This window comes from Bacteroidia bacterium (assembly GCA_027493955.1).
GTDB lineage: Bacteria > Bacteroidota > Ignavibacteria > SZUA-365 > SZUA-365 > JAOSJT01.
Genome location: JAOSJT010000001.1, coordinates 123,723 through 141,822, shown reverse-complemented (window position 1 = coordinate 141,822; position 18,100 = coordinate 123,723). Strand labels below are relative to the sequence as shown.

At 56.6% G+C, this 18,100-nt stretch carries 13 protein-coding genes; 12 read left to right on the top strand and 1 reads right to left on the bottom strand.

Annotated features, from left to right (window positions below; translation table 11 throughout):
• Window positions 1-96 precede the first annotated feature (96 nt).
• Complete coding sequence (locus M5R41_00630) at window positions 97-3,114, bottom strand: histidine kinase (protein ID MCZ7554891.1); 3,018 nt, start codon at window positions 3,112-3,114, stop codon at window positions 97-99.
• A 473-nt stretch (window positions 3,115-3,587) separates the two neighbouring features.
• Here M5R41_00630 and gdhA point away from each other — a divergent pair, with 473 nt between their 5' ends.
• The 12 genes from gdhA to M5R41_00570 all read left to right on the top strand — a co-directional run bounded on the left by gdhA (window position 3,588) and on the right by M5R41_00570 (window position 17,765).
• A complete protein-coding gene (gene gdhA / locus M5R41_00625; protein MCZ7554890.1) occupies window positions 3,588-4,931 on the top strand; it encodes an NADP-specific glutamate dehydrogenase in 1,344 nt (447 codons plus the stop codon).
• Between the two features lie 214 nt (window positions 4,932-5,145).
• A complete protein-coding gene (locus M5R41_00620) occupies window positions 5,146-5,733 on the top strand; it encodes an aminodeoxychorismate/anthranilate synthase component II (protein ID MCZ7554889.1) in 588 nt (195 codons plus the stop codon).
• The gene (locus M5R41_00615) at window positions 5,730-7,130 is read left to right on the top strand and encodes an anthranilate synthase component I family protein (protein ID MCZ7554888.1); all 1,401 of its coding nucleotides are present in this window, start codon (window positions 5,730-5,732) and stop codon (window positions 7,128-7,130) included. The genes M5R41_00620 and M5R41_00615 overlap by 4 nt, the downstream gene beginning before the upstream one ends.
• Window positions 7,118-7,951, top strand: coding sequence for an aminotransferase class IV (locus M5R41_00610; GenBank protein ID MCZ7554887.1), 834 nt, complete (start codon window positions 7,118-7,120; stop codon window positions 7,949-7,951). Before M5R41_00615 ends, M5R41_00610 begins: the two co-directional genes overlap by 13 nt.
• A 290-nt stretch (window positions 7,952-8,241) precedes the next feature.
• Window positions 8,242-8,700, top strand: coding sequence for an NADH-quinone oxidoreductase subunit J (locus tag M5R41_00605; protein ID MCZ7554886.1), 459 nt, complete (start codon window positions 8,242-8,244; stop codon window positions 8,698-8,700).
• 21 nt (window positions 8,701-8,721) lie between these two features.
• The gene (nuoK, locus tag M5R41_00600; GenBank protein ID MCZ7554885.1) at window positions 8,722-9,024 is read left to right on the top strand and encodes an NADH-quinone oxidoreductase subunit NuoK; all 303 of its coding nucleotides are present in this window, start codon (window positions 8,722-8,724) and stop codon (window positions 9,022-9,024) included.
• Between the two features lie 52 nt (window positions 9,025-9,076).
• Window positions 9,077-11,011, top strand: coding sequence for an NADH-quinone oxidoreductase subunit L (nuoL, locus tag M5R41_00595; GenBank protein ID MCZ7554884.1), 1,935 nt, complete (start codon window positions 9,077-9,079; stop codon window positions 11,009-11,011).
• A 10-nt stretch (window positions 11,012-11,021) separates the two neighbouring features.
• Complete coding sequence (locus M5R41_00590; GenBank protein MCZ7554883.1) at window positions 11,022-12,566, top strand: NADH-quinone oxidoreductase subunit M; 1,545 nt, start codon at window positions 11,022-11,024, stop codon at window positions 12,564-12,566.
• A gap of 74 nt (window positions 12,567-12,640) precedes the next feature.
• Window positions 12,641-14,092 (top strand): sodium:proton antiporter, encoded by a 1,452-nt coding sequence (locus tag M5R41_00585; protein ID MCZ7554882.1) that lies wholly within the window; start codon window positions 12,641-12,643, stop codon window positions 14,090-14,092.
• 33 nt (window positions 14,093-14,125) lie between these two features.
• Window positions 14,126-15,550 (top strand): NADH-quinone oxidoreductase subunit N, encoded by a 1,425-nt coding sequence (locus M5R41_00580; protein ID MCZ7554881.1) that lies wholly within the window; start codon window positions 14,126-14,128, stop codon window positions 15,548-15,550.
• A gap of 228 nt (window positions 15,551-15,778) precedes the next feature.
• Window positions 15,779-17,353, top strand: a complete 1,575-nt coding sequence (locus tag M5R41_00575) for an NAD(P)H-hydrate dehydratase (protein ID MCZ7554880.1) — start codon at window positions 15,779-15,781, stop codon at window positions 17,351-17,353.
• Entirely contained in the window at window positions 17,340-17,765 is a 426-nt protein-coding gene (locus M5R41_00570; GenBank protein ID MCZ7554879.1) for a VanZ family protein, read from the top strand. The genes M5R41_00575 and M5R41_00570 overlap by 14 nt, the downstream gene beginning before the upstream one ends.
• The last annotated feature ends 335 nt before the right edge of the window (window positions 17,766-18,100 follow it).

The window sequence follows — 18,100 nt, the reverse complement described above, 5'->3', positions numbered from 1 at the left end:
TACCATTGAATCGCTTCGGTGACGCACCAAAGGCCCGGCGCGTCTGTCCCGGCACAGGGTGTGTACAGCACCGCGTCCTGCTGTACCGGGCGCGTGTCAGTCCTCCACGACCTGCAGCCGCTTCAGAATGACGCCGTGTCCGGTCTGTCCGTCCACGCGAATTTCCAGATCTTCGGGCAGACGGACATGACGTATCCACTGCGTTTCCGTCACCCCTTCTTGCGCGTTCAGCCAGTCCCAGTCGATAGTGTGTTTCTCGTTATAGTGCCTTGTCGTGAAGTACGCGATGTGGAAGGACGTGAGATTCTGGAAGAAATGCGAGCCCTGCGAAGGGTCGGGCAGCATGTTGGGCAGAGAAGTTTCCACCACCGCGTGAGCGCCGGCGATGCTGGTGAATCGAACGGGAATCCCGAGCCAGGGATCGGCTGAACCCCAGCGACCAGGCCCTATGAGCAGATAGGGTGTATGCTCCGCAACCAATCCTTTGTTGATTTCGGCGATCTCATTCGCCATCTCCTGCGTTCTTGCGCTCTCGAAGGAGTCCGGCTTCACATACACGATATCCCGCAGACGATACACGCCGTTCCCCAGCACCTTATCGCTCCACAGCAGAACGTCCGAGGCGGCGATATGCGCCTCGTCGAGATCCACACTGCCCTCTTCCTTCACCATGGGGCGTACCTGGAGGAAATCGAATTCCGCAATGTCGTCGAAACTCTCACCCAACGTGCCTGCGAACTCAATCTCGACAGGGCAGTTCATCGCCGTCTCGCACAAGTGCATCAGGAGACGCAGAATTTTTGCGAGAGGAATAAATTCGGATTGCAGAATCGGGGCAAAATTCGTGACGCGCAGGCCTTTTCTGAAGGTGCCCTCATACAGCGTGTCGTCCTCGGTACAGTAGGTGGACGCCGCGTAGTCGAGCGTCCCATGCTGCTCGGCGATCTTGAGGTCGAGCAGTGCGAGATTTTCGTCTTCACTGGGCTTCTGCTTCAACGGCTCGGCGTTCAAATCCACTGCATAGAATTTTTTCTGCGAATTGGCATAGTAATCCTTTCGCGTCGCGAACTGCGGTTGAATTGTCGGGAACACGGGACAGAACTGCGTACTGACGCCCCCCTCGACAATGGTCTTGCCCAGTCCCACGGCGAGATTCACGATGCCGTCCGCCTGCCGTGCGTCTCCGAAGGGATAGTAATTGTACGAACGCGCCACGCCGGAATAATGCGGGTAATAGTAGTTGTCGTATTTTCTGCCGACCATTTCCTGAATGATGACGGCCATCTGCTCTTCTTCGAGACGATGCCCCGTCGCCTCGATGTAATTCTTGGCTCCGCGAAGGTAGGTGGACGCATAGACGTATTTGATTGCCTGCTCGAGTTCCTTGAAGCGGATGTACGGATCGTCATTGCTGTTGGGAAGCATCACTGTGGCGTATATACCCGCAAAGGGCTGATAGAGTGTATCTTCCAACAGACTGGAAGAACGCACCGCGAGGGGTTGGGTGTTGCGCAGCACGATGGCACGCAAATCCTCCTCGACGCTCTGCGGGAAACGCGCCTGCATGAACAAGTCCACAATCTCCTCATCGGATATGTTCTGCACCACCTGCGGCAGCAGCTGGTTCGCTTCCATGAATTGCGCGAACACCTCCGTGCAGAGAATCACGGATCGCGGAATTTTGATGCGCATGGTCGGGAAATACGATGGATGCAGATAATTCTTCAGAATCGTATCGATGAAAGCCAGACCACGCGCCTTGCCACCGAGTGAGCCACGGCCGATGCGCAGGAAGGTAGATCGGGAATCGACTTCCTCGTGCGAGAAATCCGCTATCAGTCCCCTCTCATCGTGCAACACCAGTTCGTCGATCTTGGTGAGGATGTACTGTCGCAGTTCCTCTGTGGTTTTGAACTCCGTGATTTTGACCGGTTTGATCTCCTGTGCGAGCCGGAATCGCGTCCTGGCCATAAGCCAATTGCTGAAATGGTCTCGTGAAGCGTGATACCGGATGGACTCTTCCGGCATGATGCGCATCTTCTGCCGCAGTTGCCGCAGCGTCCGGGCGCGGTCCAGCTCAGTCCCATCGGGCATGCGGAAAATGAAATCGCCGAAGCCGAAGTTGTTCAGCATGAACTCCCGCACTTCCTGCAGCAGAATACGGGAGTTTTTATTCGAGAAGGCGGCATTCAGAATGGCGATTTCTTCCCGCAAATCCTCCCTGGATGACTGCACGAGAACCGGAAGTTCCGGACTTTTCACGCGGACGCGCTGAATAAACTTGAGGCCCGCTTTTTCATCCTCCACACCGTTGATCGGAAATTTGATATCGGTGATGATGCCGAGCAGCTCGTGCCGGTACTTGTGGAAATAGCGCCATGCCTCCTCGAAATTGATCGCGTGAAGAATCTTCGGCCGGGCGCGCTGACGTAGCAGCTTTTCCGCGAAATTCTTCCCCTCCTCGATAAGCATCTGCCCCTGCTTGATGAGCTCGGTATAAATCAGTGGCAGATACGACGAATAGAATTGCGGCGAATCTTCGACGAGCAGAATCGCGCGAACGCCGAACTCCATGCAATCGGTGCGCGCGTTGACCAGGTCCTCCAGCAACTTGATAATGGCGAGGAAGAGCTTTCTGTCGCCGGACCATATGAACACGCGGTCGAATTTGTCCACCGCGCCCTGGCTGATCAGGATTTGCAGTTCCCTGCTCTGATAGCCCAGCAGGGCTACGGGCAGATCGGGGTGCTGTGCCTTGAGTGCGGCGACAAAATCCTTGAGTCGCATATCGCCGAGGCGCATCATCGTGATGACCAGATCGAAGCGGCTGTTGTCGAGCGCATCGAGCGCGGCCTCACCGGAGTAGACGCGGGTAATGGATGGTGCGTAATGCAGGTTCAGTTCCAGATACTCGCTGAAGATGGCCTCTGTCAGCTGTCCGTCATCCACGAGCGTATAGAAGTCGTAGCGACTCGACACGAGCAGGATATTGTTGACACGGAAGCGCATCAGATCCTTGAAGTCCAGGTCCTGCGGACTGACATCCTTATTGGCAAAACCGGAATCAACGATAAGATCGCGGAGTTCGTCGCTTTTTATTCGCTGGCGTTTCATGGCAGAGTACTCATCGGGAGATGGAAGTTCATGGAGGTCAATGTAACTGTCGATACGGCGTTGTACAAACAGCCGCGTCGCCCGGACATGTGCCGTACGCGCCGCGGATGTGCACGCGGTCCGCTGAGGTGTGACGATTGCCGGTCACCACGTCGTACCGGCTGGTGGGAGCGCGGCGCTCTTGTTTTTCATGCATCAGTGTGCCATATTGTAAGACTACAATCACCGATATAACTGTGTAGGGTTTTCCCTACAAATATCCGCGCCATTTCCCTACGTCATGTTGCACGGCGCTGTCGTAGTTTTGTAGTGAGGCTATTCAATGAGTCGGGTCCGAAACCCTTTTGTACGCGATAGAACTTCCAGGGCAATCATATCGGCACACGTGATCTTCACTGATAGAAGGAGCCAACGGCGGCATAACGCCCCGGCTCCACATCTCCACCACCAATCATCATCCCAAGGAGTGGTTCATGTCAAGCGCACTCATCGATTTTATGAACGAGGTCAAGGCGAAGAATCCTGCCCAGCCCGAATTTCATCAGGCAGTCGAGGAAGTCATCGGTTCGCTGTTGCCCGTTGTCGACAAGCATCCTGAATTCCGGAAGGCGAAAATCCTCGAACGGATCGTTGAGCCGGAACGTGTGATCATGTTCCGCATTCCATGGGTGGACGACAACGGCGACGTGCAGGTCAACCGCGGCTATCGCGTCGAATTCAACTCCGCCATCGGTCCCTATAAGGGCGGCTTGCGCTTCCACCCGAGCGTGAATCTCGGCATTCTCAAGTTCCTCGGTTTCGAGCAGGTATTCAAAAACAGCCTCACCACACTCCCCATGGGCGGCGGCAAGGGCGGTTCCGATTTCGATCCGAAAGGAAAATCCGACAATGAAGTCATGAGCTTCTGTCAGAGCCTTATGAGCGAGCTGTTCCGCCACATCGGTCCGAACACCGACGTTCCGGCAGGCGATATCGGCGTAGGCGGCCGTGAGATCGGCTTCATGTTCGGACAGTACAAAAAGCTGCGCAACGCGTTTGAAGGCGTGCTCACCGGTAAAGGCCTGTCCTGGGGCGGGTCGCTCATCCGTCCGGAAGCCACGGGCTACGGCTGTGTATATTTCGCGGCCGACATGCTCGGGACGCGCGGCATGTCGCTCGAAGGCAAGACCGTCGTGGTCTCCGGCTCGGGCAATGTGGCGCAGTATGCCACCGAGAAGGTGAATCAGCTCGGCGGTAAAGTCGTGACCTTGTCCGACTCCGCCGGCTATATCGTGGATATGGACGGCATCAGCGGTGAGAAGTGGGATTACGTCATGGATCTCAAGAACAACCGCCGCGGTCGCATCAAGGAGTACACGGAGCAGTATCCGAACGCCGAGTACTACGAGGGTACGGGCGTGTGGAGCGTTCCCTGCGATGTGGCGCTGCCCTGCGCGACACAGAACGAACTCGACGGTGACGATGCGAAAGCACTTATCGCCAATGGCTGCATCTGTATTTCCGAAGGCGCGAACATGCCGTCCACACCCGCCGCGGTGGATCTGTTCATCGAGCACAAACTGCTGTACGGCCCCGGCAAGGCCGCGAACGCGGGCGGCGTCGCCACCTCCGGTCTGGAAATGAGCCAGAACTCCATTCGCATGTCGTGGTCGCGCGAGGAAGTGGACAGACACCTGCAGACGATCATGCACAACATTCACACATCCTGCGTCCAGGCCTCGGACCGTTTCGGCACCCCGGGCAACTACGTCAACGGCGCGAACATCGCCGGCTTCCTGAAAGTCGCCGATGCCATGATGGCACAGGGCGTGGTGTAATCTCTACACACCTCTGGCTTCCTTCAAACGCCCTCCCCCCTCGGAGGGCGTTTTTTGTATACCTTGGCTCAAACCGGGTGTGCGTCACCGCTCACGGGCATTTCTTCAAGGGCCACATCACTCTGCTGTACCCTGCCGCGATGCCGACGGCGCATGAGACGCGACCCCAGCCTGCTCGTTATGGGTATTGCGCGCCGCTGACTATTTTTACCTGATGCGACTTCTGCTCATAGATAATTTCGACTCTTTCACGCACAACCTCGCGCAACTCCTCAGCTCGGGCGGTGCAGACGTGGTGGTACGTCGAAACAGCGTGTCTCTGGAGGAGTTGGTGATGTTGCGTCCGGACGCCTTGCTTATTTCCCCCGGCCCCGGCCGTCCGGATGAGACGGGCGTAAGCCGCGAGGCACTGCTGCATTGGAGCGGCGTCCTTCCCGTGCTGGGTGTATGCCTCGGTATGCAATTGATCAATGAGGTCTATGGTGGTGAGACAGTTCATGCTCCCTTCCCGGTACACGGAAAAACGGACGAGGTGCATCACGATGGCAGCGGTGTGTTTTTCGGTGTACCGAGCCCCTTTCGCGCCGCCCGCTATCACTCGCTTGCCATACGCCGCAAAGGCGACGAACTCGTCGAGCAGGCATGGGGCAGCGACGGCACCGTCATGGCCCTGCGGCATCGCTCGTTCGAGATCCACGGTGTGCAGTTTCATCCGGAATCCTTCCTTACACAACACGGCGATACCATGGCCGGAAATTTTCTCGCTCTCGTTGAGCGGGAGAAGGGGAAACGACACCGATGATACCATCACTCACGTTCCGCTGTACCGAATCCTCCGTCACTCCCTGCACCGACGTACAGGAATTTCTTGCGCGCAGTCAGGCGGCGGCCGGAGGCGGATACGAAGTCGTTCTGGCCAGCGGAGGAGCGCACGACCTGAGCGTGCACTCCATGGCAATGCTGCGTCCGGTCGTGTTGTTCACCGCAAAAGCGATGCAGTGCCGTTTGCAGATCGGTCTGCAGGTAACGCACTTCGAAGCGCATCCTTTCGATGTGCTCCAGGAGCTGGCATCGCTGCTGCCCGCTGCTCCGCACGCTTGGAAGGATGCCCCGCTGCTTGGCGGATATGTCGCCTACGAAGCGGCGGTACTGCTCGACGACATGCGCGTCCACGCGCATGACGAACTCAGCTTGCCGGATCTGCTTTTCCTTCTTCCCTCCCGCACTCTTGTGTATGAACACGCCGGCGGCACAATCGAATCCCGCCGTTTCATCTGGTGCGACGACGAGGGGAAGCGCATCGATGAGATTCCCTTCGTTCCCGATACGCCATTGCACGACACGTCTGTGACCTTCGCGGACTGGACCGAGCGTGCATATCTCCACAAGGCCGAGACCGTCCGGAAGCACATTCACGACGGGGATGTATATCAGGTGAATCTCGCGCAGCGCTTTCATATTCGCCTGACCGGCGACGCGCGAACACTCTGGAAAAAGCTGGTTGAGGCGAACCCATCTCCCTTCGCTGCATGGATACATGCGCCGGAGCACGACATTCTCTGCACCTCCATGGAGCGATTCTTCTTCCTCGACGACGGACGAATTGAAACGCGCCCGATCAAGGGGACGCGGCCGCGGGGCGCGACACCGGAAGAGGACGAAGCCCTGGCACAGGATCTTGTTAGCAACCCGAAGGATGATGCTGAACTTTCCATGATCGTTGATCTTGAGCGCAATGATCTGGGTCGCATCTGTGCCACGGGAAGTGTGAAGGTGACGGCGCACAAGCGACTCGAGCGCTATGCGAATGTGCAGCATCTCGTTTCCGTGGTCGAGGGCCGGCTGACGCCCGGCACAAGGGTCGGAGAGGTGTTCCGCGCCCTTTTTCCCGGTGGATCCATTACCGGATGTCCGAAAATCCGGGCAATGGAGATTGTCGCGGAGCTCGAGTCTTCGACACGGCATGTGTACACCGGTGCCATCGGCTATATTGCCGCGGGCGGCCGGTGTGATTTCAACATTGCGATACGCACGGCGATACTGCGTCACGGCGTCTGTCACCTCTCACTGGGCGGGGGCATCGTCTACGACTCGGATCCCGAAGCGGAGTATCTTGAAACGTTGCACAAGGGAGGGACGTTTTTCAAATTTCTTGGAATCGATATTTCACGAACACTGGACGATAGATGCGAGGAATAGTCTACCTCAACGGCTCACTCGTGCACTTGCACGATGCGACCATCTCCGTCTTCGACGCGGGCTTTCAGTTCGGCGCCGGACTTTTCGAAACGCTCCTGTGCATAGACGGAACTCCCCGCGTACTCGGGCGTCACCTCGCGCGCTTACGCGGATCGGCGGAGAAACTGGGAATTCCCATCGTGGAAAGCGACGATGAGTTGCGGACGGGCATCACCTCGGTGCTGAAGAAGAACAGTCTTGATCACGGACAGGTGCGCGTGAAAATACTCGCTACTCCCGGGGACATCACTGCGTATCAGCCGGTGCGACGTCCTACCTTGTTCATTACCGCCGAGCCCTACCTGAGGCCGGCTCTTTCCATGCCCTGGAGACTGGGGCTCGACGGACGTGTGCAGGGCGGCCCGCTCACCGTGCATAAAAGCAGCAGCTACCTCGCTGCGCGAATGGCGTTGCACTCGGCGCGGCTACACGGCTTCGACGACATGGTGCTGCTCGATCGCAACGGGAACGTGGCTGAAACCAGCATCGCAGCGCTGTTGCTGTTCTATCGGGGCCGTTGGATCGTGCCCGAGACTCCGGATGCTTTGCCGAGCATTTCCCGGGACATCCTCATCGAAATTTTGCGCGGCAAGGGAGCGAATGTGGCAACGGGTGTTGTGACGCCGGAGCGGCTGCTCAAATCCGCCATACTGTTGAGCAATTCGCTACTCGGTCCCTTCCCGGTGCATTCGATCAACCGCGTAGAGGTAAAAGCGCTTCCCGAAGAGCTGCTCGTGGATTTGCGCACACAATGGCTTGCCTACGAACCACAGCCGTCGTAGCAGGCAGACACGCAGGCCGCTTCCGTCAGTGAGGCTTGCGCTTCACGTTCGCATACGGGGCCTGTCCGAAGGCGACCCCCGGCACCGCTCATGGCGATCAACACTGCGCTTTCTTGTCCGGACTTCGGTAATGGACGCACGCGCAACGACGTTGCGGTTTGTATGAAAGGCCCCCTCGGGCTATATTGCCATGATTAGTGCCGAACCTCTATTCTCCCGGAGAAAGTGTGTCTTCCGAAATGATTTTTTTCCTTGTCCTGGCAGTAACCGCGGTTTTGTCCGGGATTTTGATGATCACAAGGGCGAATCCGGTCAACAGTGCGCTCTTTCTCATACTCAATTTCATCGCGCTCGCGGGGATGTATCTGACGCTGCACGCGCAATTTGTTGCCGTGATACAGATACTCGTCTATGCCGGCGCGATCATGGTGCTGGTGTTGTTCGTCATCATGCTGCTCAATCTGCAGAGTGACGCGCCGTTACGTGAGCATCTCAAAGCCTCGCAATTTATCGGCGTTGCGCTGGCGTCCGTGACTTTACTGCTGATACTGCAGGTGTTGTTATGGAAAGGCGGAAGCACGCTCGACGCCATGACTGCGCAGTCCCCGCAAGCATCGGTCATTGGTACCGTTGAGCACATCGGCGGGGTTCTGTTCACCGAATACGTGTTTGTTGTGGAAATCACTTCCGTGCTGTTGCTTGCGGCAATGATCGGAGCAGTGGTACTCGCGAAGAAGCAATTCCCCTGACGAAGGAGAAACGACCGTTACATGGTACCGATTCATTTTTATCTCATTGTCAGCGCCATCATGTTCACGACCGGCGTGGTCGGGGTATTGACGCGCAGAAACGCCATCATCATATTCATGTGCATCGAGCTGATGCTCAACTCGGTGAATCTGACCTTCGTTTCATTCAGCGCCTTCCTTGGCGATGCGGCAGGTCAGATTTTCGTTTTCTTCGTCATGGCCGTCGCCGCCGCCGAGGCCGCGGTTGGTCTCGCGATCGTGATCGCGCTGTTCAGGAATAAGCAAACCGTCAGCATCAACGACGTCAATCTCTTAAAGTGGTGACAGAGCACCGCTTCGGCATCACACAGTCACTGTTTAACGTCCATCATTTTCCATGCATCAATACGCCGGGTTCATTGTCCTCTTCCCGCTGATCGGCCTGCTCATTAACGGGCTGTTCGGGAGGAAAATCAGGAGCGAATCTCTCGTCGGAGCCATCGGCAGCGCCGCCGTGGGTTTGTCCTTCGTCGTCGCAGCGCTGATATTCATCGAAATGCTGGGCGCGGCGCCGGAGGAGCGCAGCCATGTCGTGACACTGTTCACGTGGCTGGCGGTAGGGTCATTCAAGGTTTCCGCCGCCTATCAGGTGGATCAGCTGTCCATACTCATGACGCTGGTGGTGACCGGTGTGGGCTTCCTCATCCACGTATATTCCATCGGCTACATGCATGGCGACCGCGGGTTCTGGCGCTTCTTCACCTACCTGAACCTGTTCATTTTCGCGATGCTGAACCTGGTTTTGGCGGACAATTTCCTTCTCATGTTTCTTGGATGGGAAGGCGTGGGACTGTGCTCGTACCTGCTGATCGGCTTTTGGTACGACAGGAAATTTCCCGGCACCAGCATCACGTGGACGGGTGACGCGGCGAACAAGGCGTTTTGGGTCAACCGTATCGGTGACTTTGCCTTCATGCTCGGCATGTTTCTGATTTTCCGGGAATTCGGCACACTGACCTTCCGCGAAGTCATGGGCGAGGCAGGCGCATTGGCGCCCGGCGACAGCACGATGTTTTGGATCACATTGCTGCTCTTCATCGGCGCGACCGGCAAGAGCGCACAGATTCCCCTCTTCGTCTGGCTTCCCGATGCGATGGCGGGTCCGACACCGGTTTCCGCTCTCATTCATGCCGCGACCATGGTCACCGCAGGAGTGTACATGGTTGCGCGTAATTCCGCGTTATATGCCCTGGCGCCCGATGCGATGATGATCGTGGCAATCGTCGGCGCTGTGACGGCCATCATGGCCGCTTCCATCGGTATCGCGCAGAACGACATCAAGAAAGTGCTCGCATATTCCACCGTCAGCCAGTTGGGATATATGTTCCTGGCACTGGGCGTGGGAGCGTTTACAGCAGCCATTTTCCATGTGATGACCCATGCCTTTTTCAAGGCATGCCTGTTCCTTGGATCTGGCTCGGTCATCCATGCCCTGCACGAAGAGCAGGACATCCGCCGCATGGGTGGTCTGAAAAAAATCATGCCGCGCACATACTGGACCTTTCTGATTTCCAGTTTCGCCATCGCCGGCTTCCCCCCGTTGTCGGGCTTTTTCTCGAAGGATGAAATCCTGTGGAAGGCTTTCGCCGATGGTTCCGCCGTGCTTTGGCTGCTCGGTGCGGCCGCAGCCCTTATGACGGCATTCTACATGTTCCGCATGGTAACCCTGACCTTTGAGGGCGAAGCGCGCTGGGGGCACGACAAACATCCGCACGAATCGCCCGCGACGATGACCATTCCGCTGATCGTGTTGGCCGCGCTGGCTGTTGTCGGCGGTTTCGTCGGTGTTCCGGCGGTGTTGGGCGGAGGCAATGCCATTCATCAATGGCTTCACCCTGTTTTCTCGCAGGCCGAGGCAACGATGCGCCTGGCCGAGCATCATGACCACGCGCTCGAGTACGCCCTCATGGGTATCAGCGTGCTTATCGGCATCACGGGCTTCTGGCTTGGTCGCAGCATGTTCCTGAAGGATCCCAACGCCGACACAAAGCTCATGAAAGCCGGCGGACTGTACAAGCTTCTGGCAAACAAATATTTTGTGGACGAGGCCTACGATACCACGGTTGTCAAGCCGATGGTGAAAACATCCGAGTCTCTCCTCTTCCGTGTATTCGACGTACGCATCATTGACGGAATTGTCAATGGCCTCGGGAAACTCACGGCTGCGGGCAGTTCCGCCCTTCGCGTTATCCAGACCGGCGTGGTACAGCAATATGCCATGCTCGTGGTTCTTGGAATCGCGGTTGTCCTTGGATTGATCATATTGAGCTGACGGAATCGCGATGATCCCACACCTGCTGACCTACCTGCTTTTCCTCCCGCTGATCGGAGCCGCCATCGTCCTGTTGTTCCGCCGTAGCGCCGAAGGCGCGCGATGGGCAGGGCTACTCTCCTCTCTCGTGGTATTCGCGCTGTCGCTTCCGTTGTACTTCGGCTACGACGCCGGCAATCCCGGCATGCAGTTCGTCGAGCGCGTCCTCTGGATACCTTCGCTGAACGTGAGTTATCACGTGGGTGTTGACGGACTGTCCATGCTGCTGGTCTTGCTTACGACCTTCCTCACCCCCATCGTTCTGCTTTCCTCGTGGACATCGATACAAAAAAACATCGCGCTGTACATCGCTATGATGCTGCTGCTCGAGACGGCGATGATCGGCGTGTTCGTGGCGCTGGACACATTTCTTTTCTATGTGTTCTGGGAACTGATACTGATCCCGATGTACTTCATCATCGGTATCTGGGGCGGCAAGGATCGCATATATGCGACGGTGAAATTCTTCATTTACACGATGGTCGGATCACTGCTCATGCTGATCGCGATCATCTGGCTCGGGTATTACGCGTCGACAATGCCGGGCGGTGTATTCACGACGAATATCGTTGAGCTGTTCGAGATCGCACCCACGGTACCCTTGCAGATCCAGCAGTGGATGTTCGCGGCGTTTGCACTGAGTTTCCTTATCAAGGTACCGGCCTTCCCGCTGCACACCTGGCTGCCTGATGCGCACGTTCAGGCACCAACGGGAGGATCGGTCATACTCGCAGGCGTTTTGCTCAAGATGGGCACATACGGCCTCATCCGTTTCAATCTTCAGCTCTTCCCGCAGTCTTCGATAGAATTCGCATCGCTCCTTTCGGTTCTCGGTGTTGTCGGAATCATTTACGGCGCGCTTGTATCGATGGTACAGAAGGACGTGAAGAAACTCGTCGCCTACAGTTCCGTGAGTCACATGGGTTTCATCCTGCTCGGGTTGTTCGGTATGACCACTGCCGGTTTGCAGGGCGGACTCATTCAGATGATCAATCACGGATTGTCGACAGGGGCGCTCTTCCTCATCGTGGGTATGATTTATGATCGTCGGCATACGCGCATGATCGAGGATTTTGGCGGACTGGCTCGCTCCATTCCGGTATTTTCAACCTTCTTTCTCATCGTGACACTTTCGTCCATCGGCTTGCCGGGCACGAACGGGTTTGTCGGAGAATTTCTGATTCTCCTCGGCTCTTTCAACTCCGGCGTGCTGGGATCCATCTGGTATGTTGTGTTCGCCTCGACCGGCGTTGTGCTCGCGGCGGTGTACATGCTGTGGATGTATCAGAGGGTGGTGTTCGGCGTTTCGAGAAATCCGGAAAACGAGTCTCTGCCCGATCTGAGCAAACGTGAGATCGGCCTTCTTCTACCGATCATCCTCTTCATTTTCTGGATCGGCGTGTACCCGTCAACATTTCTGTCCAAGTCCGAGCCGACCATGCAACGAGTGGTCGACAAACTGGAACACGTACGGAGCGGTGCAACGATGACGGAGACTGCACCCAAACAACCGTGATGTTCAACAGGAGTATTTCGTTGAAAACCCTGGCTTACGCAGTCAAAGTGTGCCTCGGCGCACTCGCGGCTCTCATGCTGACGACACTTCCGGCGTTCGCGTCGGAAGGCGTCTCGCATGTAATTGAGCCCAATCCTCTCATGATCATCCCCTTTGTCGTGTTGCTGCTCGCCATCGCTCTGATGCCGTTCATCAACAAGCATTGGTGGGAGCACTACTTCCCTCATGTGGCGATCGGCCTCGGGTTGATCACCATAGTCTATTACGTCTTTTTCCTCCACAACCCGGTGCGCATGCTGCATTCGGGGATCGAGTATTTCAGCTTCATCTGTCTCGTAGGTTCGCTTTTCGTCGTCGCAGGCGGAATGCACATCAACCTCAAGGGCTATGCGTCACCGGTGAAGAACACAGTGTTGCTGCTGATCGGCGCTGTGCTTTCGAATCTGGTAGGTACGACCGGCGCATCGATGATTCTGATCCGGCCGTTCATGCGGAACAACAAATCGCGTCTGCACGCCTACCACATCATTTTCTTCATTTTCATCGTCAGCAATATCGGCGGTGCGCTCACGCCCATCGGCGATCCCCCTCTGTTTCTGGGGTATCTGAAGGGTATCCCCTTCTTCTGGGTGATGGAGAATGTGTGGATGATATGGCTTCTGACGATCGGCATCGTTCTTGCGGTCTTCATTGCTATCGACACATACTACTACAAGAAGGTACCGGTTGATGTCCGCGCCAGACAGAACGAGGCCGGCGACGAGACGAAACTGCAGGGCATGCACAATATCGGCTTCCTTCTCCTGATCCTCATCGCCGTCTTCATCCAGGATCCTCCGTTCGTGCGTGAGGCGATCATGATTATCGCTGCCGCCGCATCGTATTTTACGACGAAGCGCGATATTCATCGGGCCAACGATTTCAATTTCTTCCCGATCAAGGAAGTAGGCTTCCTGTTCCTCGGGCTTTTTGCGACTATGGTGCCCGCATTGGACTGGTTGGAGTTGAATGCGGCATCGCTCGGCATCTCCAGCGCAGGACAGTTCTATTGGGGCACTGGAGCGTTGTCTTCCTTCCTCGACAACGCCCCGACGTATCTGAATTTCCTTAGCGCGGAGATCGGCCTGCTCGTGCGACCCGAGCTGGTAACGCAGGTGCAGGAGGTGATCGCGAATGGCGCGCTGAACGCCCCGAATTTCGCGCAGTACTCGCAGGAGGTGCGCACGACGGTGGAGGTGCTGGTGCGGTACCATGGTGACATGGTCGCGTCCGGCAATGTCCCGCTCGATGATATCAACGTCTCCATTCTGATCGGACTGCACGACATTTACGTCGTCGCGATCAGCGTTGCCGCCGTGTTTTTCGGCGCAATGACGTATATCGGCAACGCGCCGAACTTCATGGTGAAGTCCATCGCCGAGCAGGCGGGCGCCAAAATGCCGAGCTTTTTCGGCTATCTGTTCCGCTTTGCCATTCCCATACTTCTGCCCATCTTTTTCCTGGTGTGGCTGCTGTATTTCAATTGACCGCAATCGCATTCGACGCATCCGACAGGTACAATGGAACAACTGATTAACGACACCATTCGCACAGGGCCGATCGCCGGCATGGTCGCGCTTTCGCTCATCGTCGTGCTGATCAACGCGCTGAAAAAGAATCCGCTCGCCGCGGAGTATTGGGTTTCGCTGCTCGGTATAGCGGTGAACATTGTTTTCGCGATACTGCTGTATCCCGACAACGGTACCGCCTTCGGAGGCTCGGTGTTGACGGGCGGCTTCGCGAGCGTGACAGCCATACTGTTCCTGACCGCAGCGGGACTAACGATACTCCTTTCGAGAGAGTACATCGCGAAAATCGGTGCCAACTTCGGAGAGTTCTTCCATTTGATTCTCTTCGCGGTAGCCGGCATGATGACGTTCGCCGCGGGCATCGATCTCGTGGTGACGTTCATCGGACTGGAACTGATGTCCATCAGCCTGTACGTACTTGCGGGCGCCACCCGCCGGATGCACAAATCGAACGAAGCCGCGCTGAAGTACTTCCTGCTCGGTTCCTTTGCATCGGGATTCTTCCTGTATGGCATTGCCCTGATGTACGGCAGCACGGGAAGCACGAACATTCTGGAGATTGCACAGAACATAACCGCATACAAGACCGAGCCCCTGTTTCTGACAGGGGCCGGTCTGCTCCTTGTCGGCTTCGCGTTTAAAGTCGGCTCTGTCCCTTTTCACATGTGGGTTCCGGACGTATACGAAGGCTCACCCACCATGGTCACGGCATTCATGTCTACCGGCGCGAAGGCCGCCGCGTTTTCCTCCCTGCTGCTGGTTTTCACCGCGACTTTCGACTTTACCGGAAGCAGCATGAACACTGTTCTTGCGGTATTGTCCGTGGCATCCATGATCGTCGGTAACCTGGTTGCAATTTCGCAGAGCAATGTCAAACGCATGCTGGCGTATTCGAGCATCGCTCACGCGGGCTATATGCTGATCGGTATCACCGTTGGAGCCGATATGAGCATCGCTGGTGTGCTCTTCTATCTGATTTCCTATACCTTTACCAATATTGGCGCCTTCGGCATCATTTCCATCATTGAGAATTCAGAGCAGCGTGGAACCGAGATCGAGGATTTCCGTGGACTGTTCAAACGCAGTCCGATGCTGGCTGTGCTCATGGCGGTGTTCATGTTCTCTCTGGTAGGACTACCGCCCCTGGCCGGCTTTTTCGGTAAATACTACATTTTCGTCGCGGCGATAGAGGGCGGCTATACCTGGCTGACCATTGTCGGCGTCATTACCAGCATGATATCGGTGTATTACTATTTGCGCGTGACCGTCGTGATGTTTTTCCAGGAAGGCGAGGCGCAATCCGCAGTGGATGCGACGGGTGCCGGCACGTCGGCGCTCATTCTTTCCACCGCTGCCATTTTTCTCATTGGCCTCTTCCCCGCCGTCGTACTGGCCTGGATGAACGGATTGTTCTGAGCGCGGAGAGCTGAGCGCGGAGAGCAGAGCACGGAGATTGCAGTTCCTGCCCGAGCCCTGGAGCGAAATCATGAGAGATGCCAGGCGGGACCGCTGTTTTGTATGCTGCATCACTCTCTCCCACCTTCGCTCGCATATATCGACACAAGAGCCATCAACATACATAGCTTCGGCCTCCCTCCTAATCGTCAAATCGTATATCGTACATCGTTTAATCGAAAATCGTAAATGCTGCCCGTTTTCACTTCTGATGAGATACGCGCCTGCGATCAGACAGGTATCGAGGAATTTGGCATTCCTGGTGTTGTACTCATGGAAAATGCCGCCCGCGGTTCGGCAGATGTGGCCGAAGCGGAATTCGGGCCTCTCTCCGGGAAACGCGTTCTGATCGTATGCGGGAAAGGCAACAACGGAGGGGACGGCTTCGCGATCGCCCGTCATCTGCACAACCGCGGCGTTCACGTGGATGTATTGACACTGGCTCCGGATGAGAGTATTCTGGGAGACGCTCGCACGAATCTCGACATTCTCCGGCGCATGGAGAGCAGCAGCGATACCCTGCATGTATCCCTTTTCCGAGGCAGCGCCCAACTCGCGGATCTCCTCCGGCAAGGACCCGCCCTGCTCGTAGACGCCATGCTCGGTACTGGTCTTGCCTCGCCCCTTACGGGAGAACTCGCGGAGGTTGTCGAGGTCATCAATTCCTCGCCGGTTCCTGTTCTGTCCATCGATGTACCCACAGGAATCAGTGCCGATACAGGGGATGTTCTCGGCTGTGCCGTGCGCGCCGGGTGCACTGCCACCATGGGTGCCTACAAGCGCGGGGTACTTCTTCGCAAAGGCCGCGCGCATGCCGGGAAGGTCCGCGTGGTTGACATCGGGCTGCCGGACGCGGCTGTGCTGCGCAGCGCCGCGAGCGCATTCCTCCTCGAAAGTCGCGACGTCATCGCTATGCTGCCCCGACGCGCATTCGACGTCCACAAATACCAGATGGGGAACGTCTTCGTCCTCGCCGGATCCGTCGGACTGACCGGTGCGGCCGTCCTGGCCTCCGAAGCGGCGTTGCGGAGCGGAGCGGGGATCGTGCATCTCGGAGTACCGGCCAGCCTGAATTCGATTTTCGAGATCAAGCTCACGGAAGTCATGACGGTTCCCCTGAATGAGACCGATGAAGGAACGCTCAGTCTCAAGGATTTCGACAAAATACTCGAGCGTATCAACAGCGCAAGTATCACTGTAATCGGTCCCGGAATTTCCCGACAGTACGAAACGCAGAATCTGGTCCGCCGCATTGTCGAACACGCATCCGCACCGCTGTTGCTGGACGCAGATGCTTTGTACGCGCTCGGTGGTCATCTCAACCTGCTGCAAAAAACCAACGCGGAGGTTATTCTGACACCGCATGTGGGAGAATTTTCACGTCTTGTCTCGCAATCCAAGGAGGAGATCGAGACCAAACGCATAAGTTTGTCGCAGACCTTCGCGGTGGAGTTCGGTGTGACACTGGTACTCAAAGGCGCTCCGACAGTTATCGCCAGCAGAGACGGAAACGTCTTTATCAATCCCACCGGCAACCCCGGTATGGCGACCGCCGGCGCGGGAGACGTGCTGAGCGGTATCATAGCCGGATTCCGCGCTCAGGGTTGTTCATCGGAGCACGCTGCCAGCGCGGGGGTGTATCTCCACGGTCAGGCGGGAGATCACGCAAGAGATCGGGTTGGGGAATACGGTCTGATCGCGACGGATCTGCTTTCCTCCTTTGCGTCGATTCTGAAGGATTTTTCTCCGCATGTCACAGGATGAACGACGCGCTCGCTTGCGTACCGCTCTCCCCGCCGTCGTCTGGTTCCTGTTCATCATGACCCTGCTGTCGCTCCCGGGGACGTCCTTCCCTGTCGTCCGGATCTGGCAGCCGGACAAGATAGCGCATATTCTGCTTTTCGGTGTTCAGCAAGCCCTGCTCTGGCTTGCGCTGGAGCTTCCGCTGCCACGATTTTCCTCCCCTGCGAAAGCGCTTTTTGCCTCGTTCGCCGCCACCGTCGCTTTCGGTATACTCAGCGAGGTGTATCAGGATGTCGCCACATCCCGTATGCTCGATCCCTACGACATGATCGCGAACACCGTCGGCGCTTTGCTCTCCACCGGGATCATTCTGGGCACGGGGACACAGCGCGTGCTGAACCGTGCGCGTCGTCTCTTCCGCCTCGACACCTGAGAAATCTCCCCGCTCGTCTTGACGCGGTAAAGCGTATTTAGACTTGTTCTTGACAACGCCTCTCCGCACGAGTATATTGCAGTATACCTTTCTGTGCACGTTCACTGAACGAAAAAGCCTGTCCGTCACGTGGTCAGGCTTTTGTATTTTCGATTGATCCGCCTATAGGCGGAACGATTGACGATTTCGCCTGATCGGTGTGGACCGTCGGACGCTCGTGAAACGGTGAAAAGGAAAAATGGTGAAAAGGTAAGAATGCTCATCAAATAGCGTCCTACCATTTCACCCTTTTTCCTTTTCGCGATCCCTTCCCTTTTACCTGATACGTCTACTCT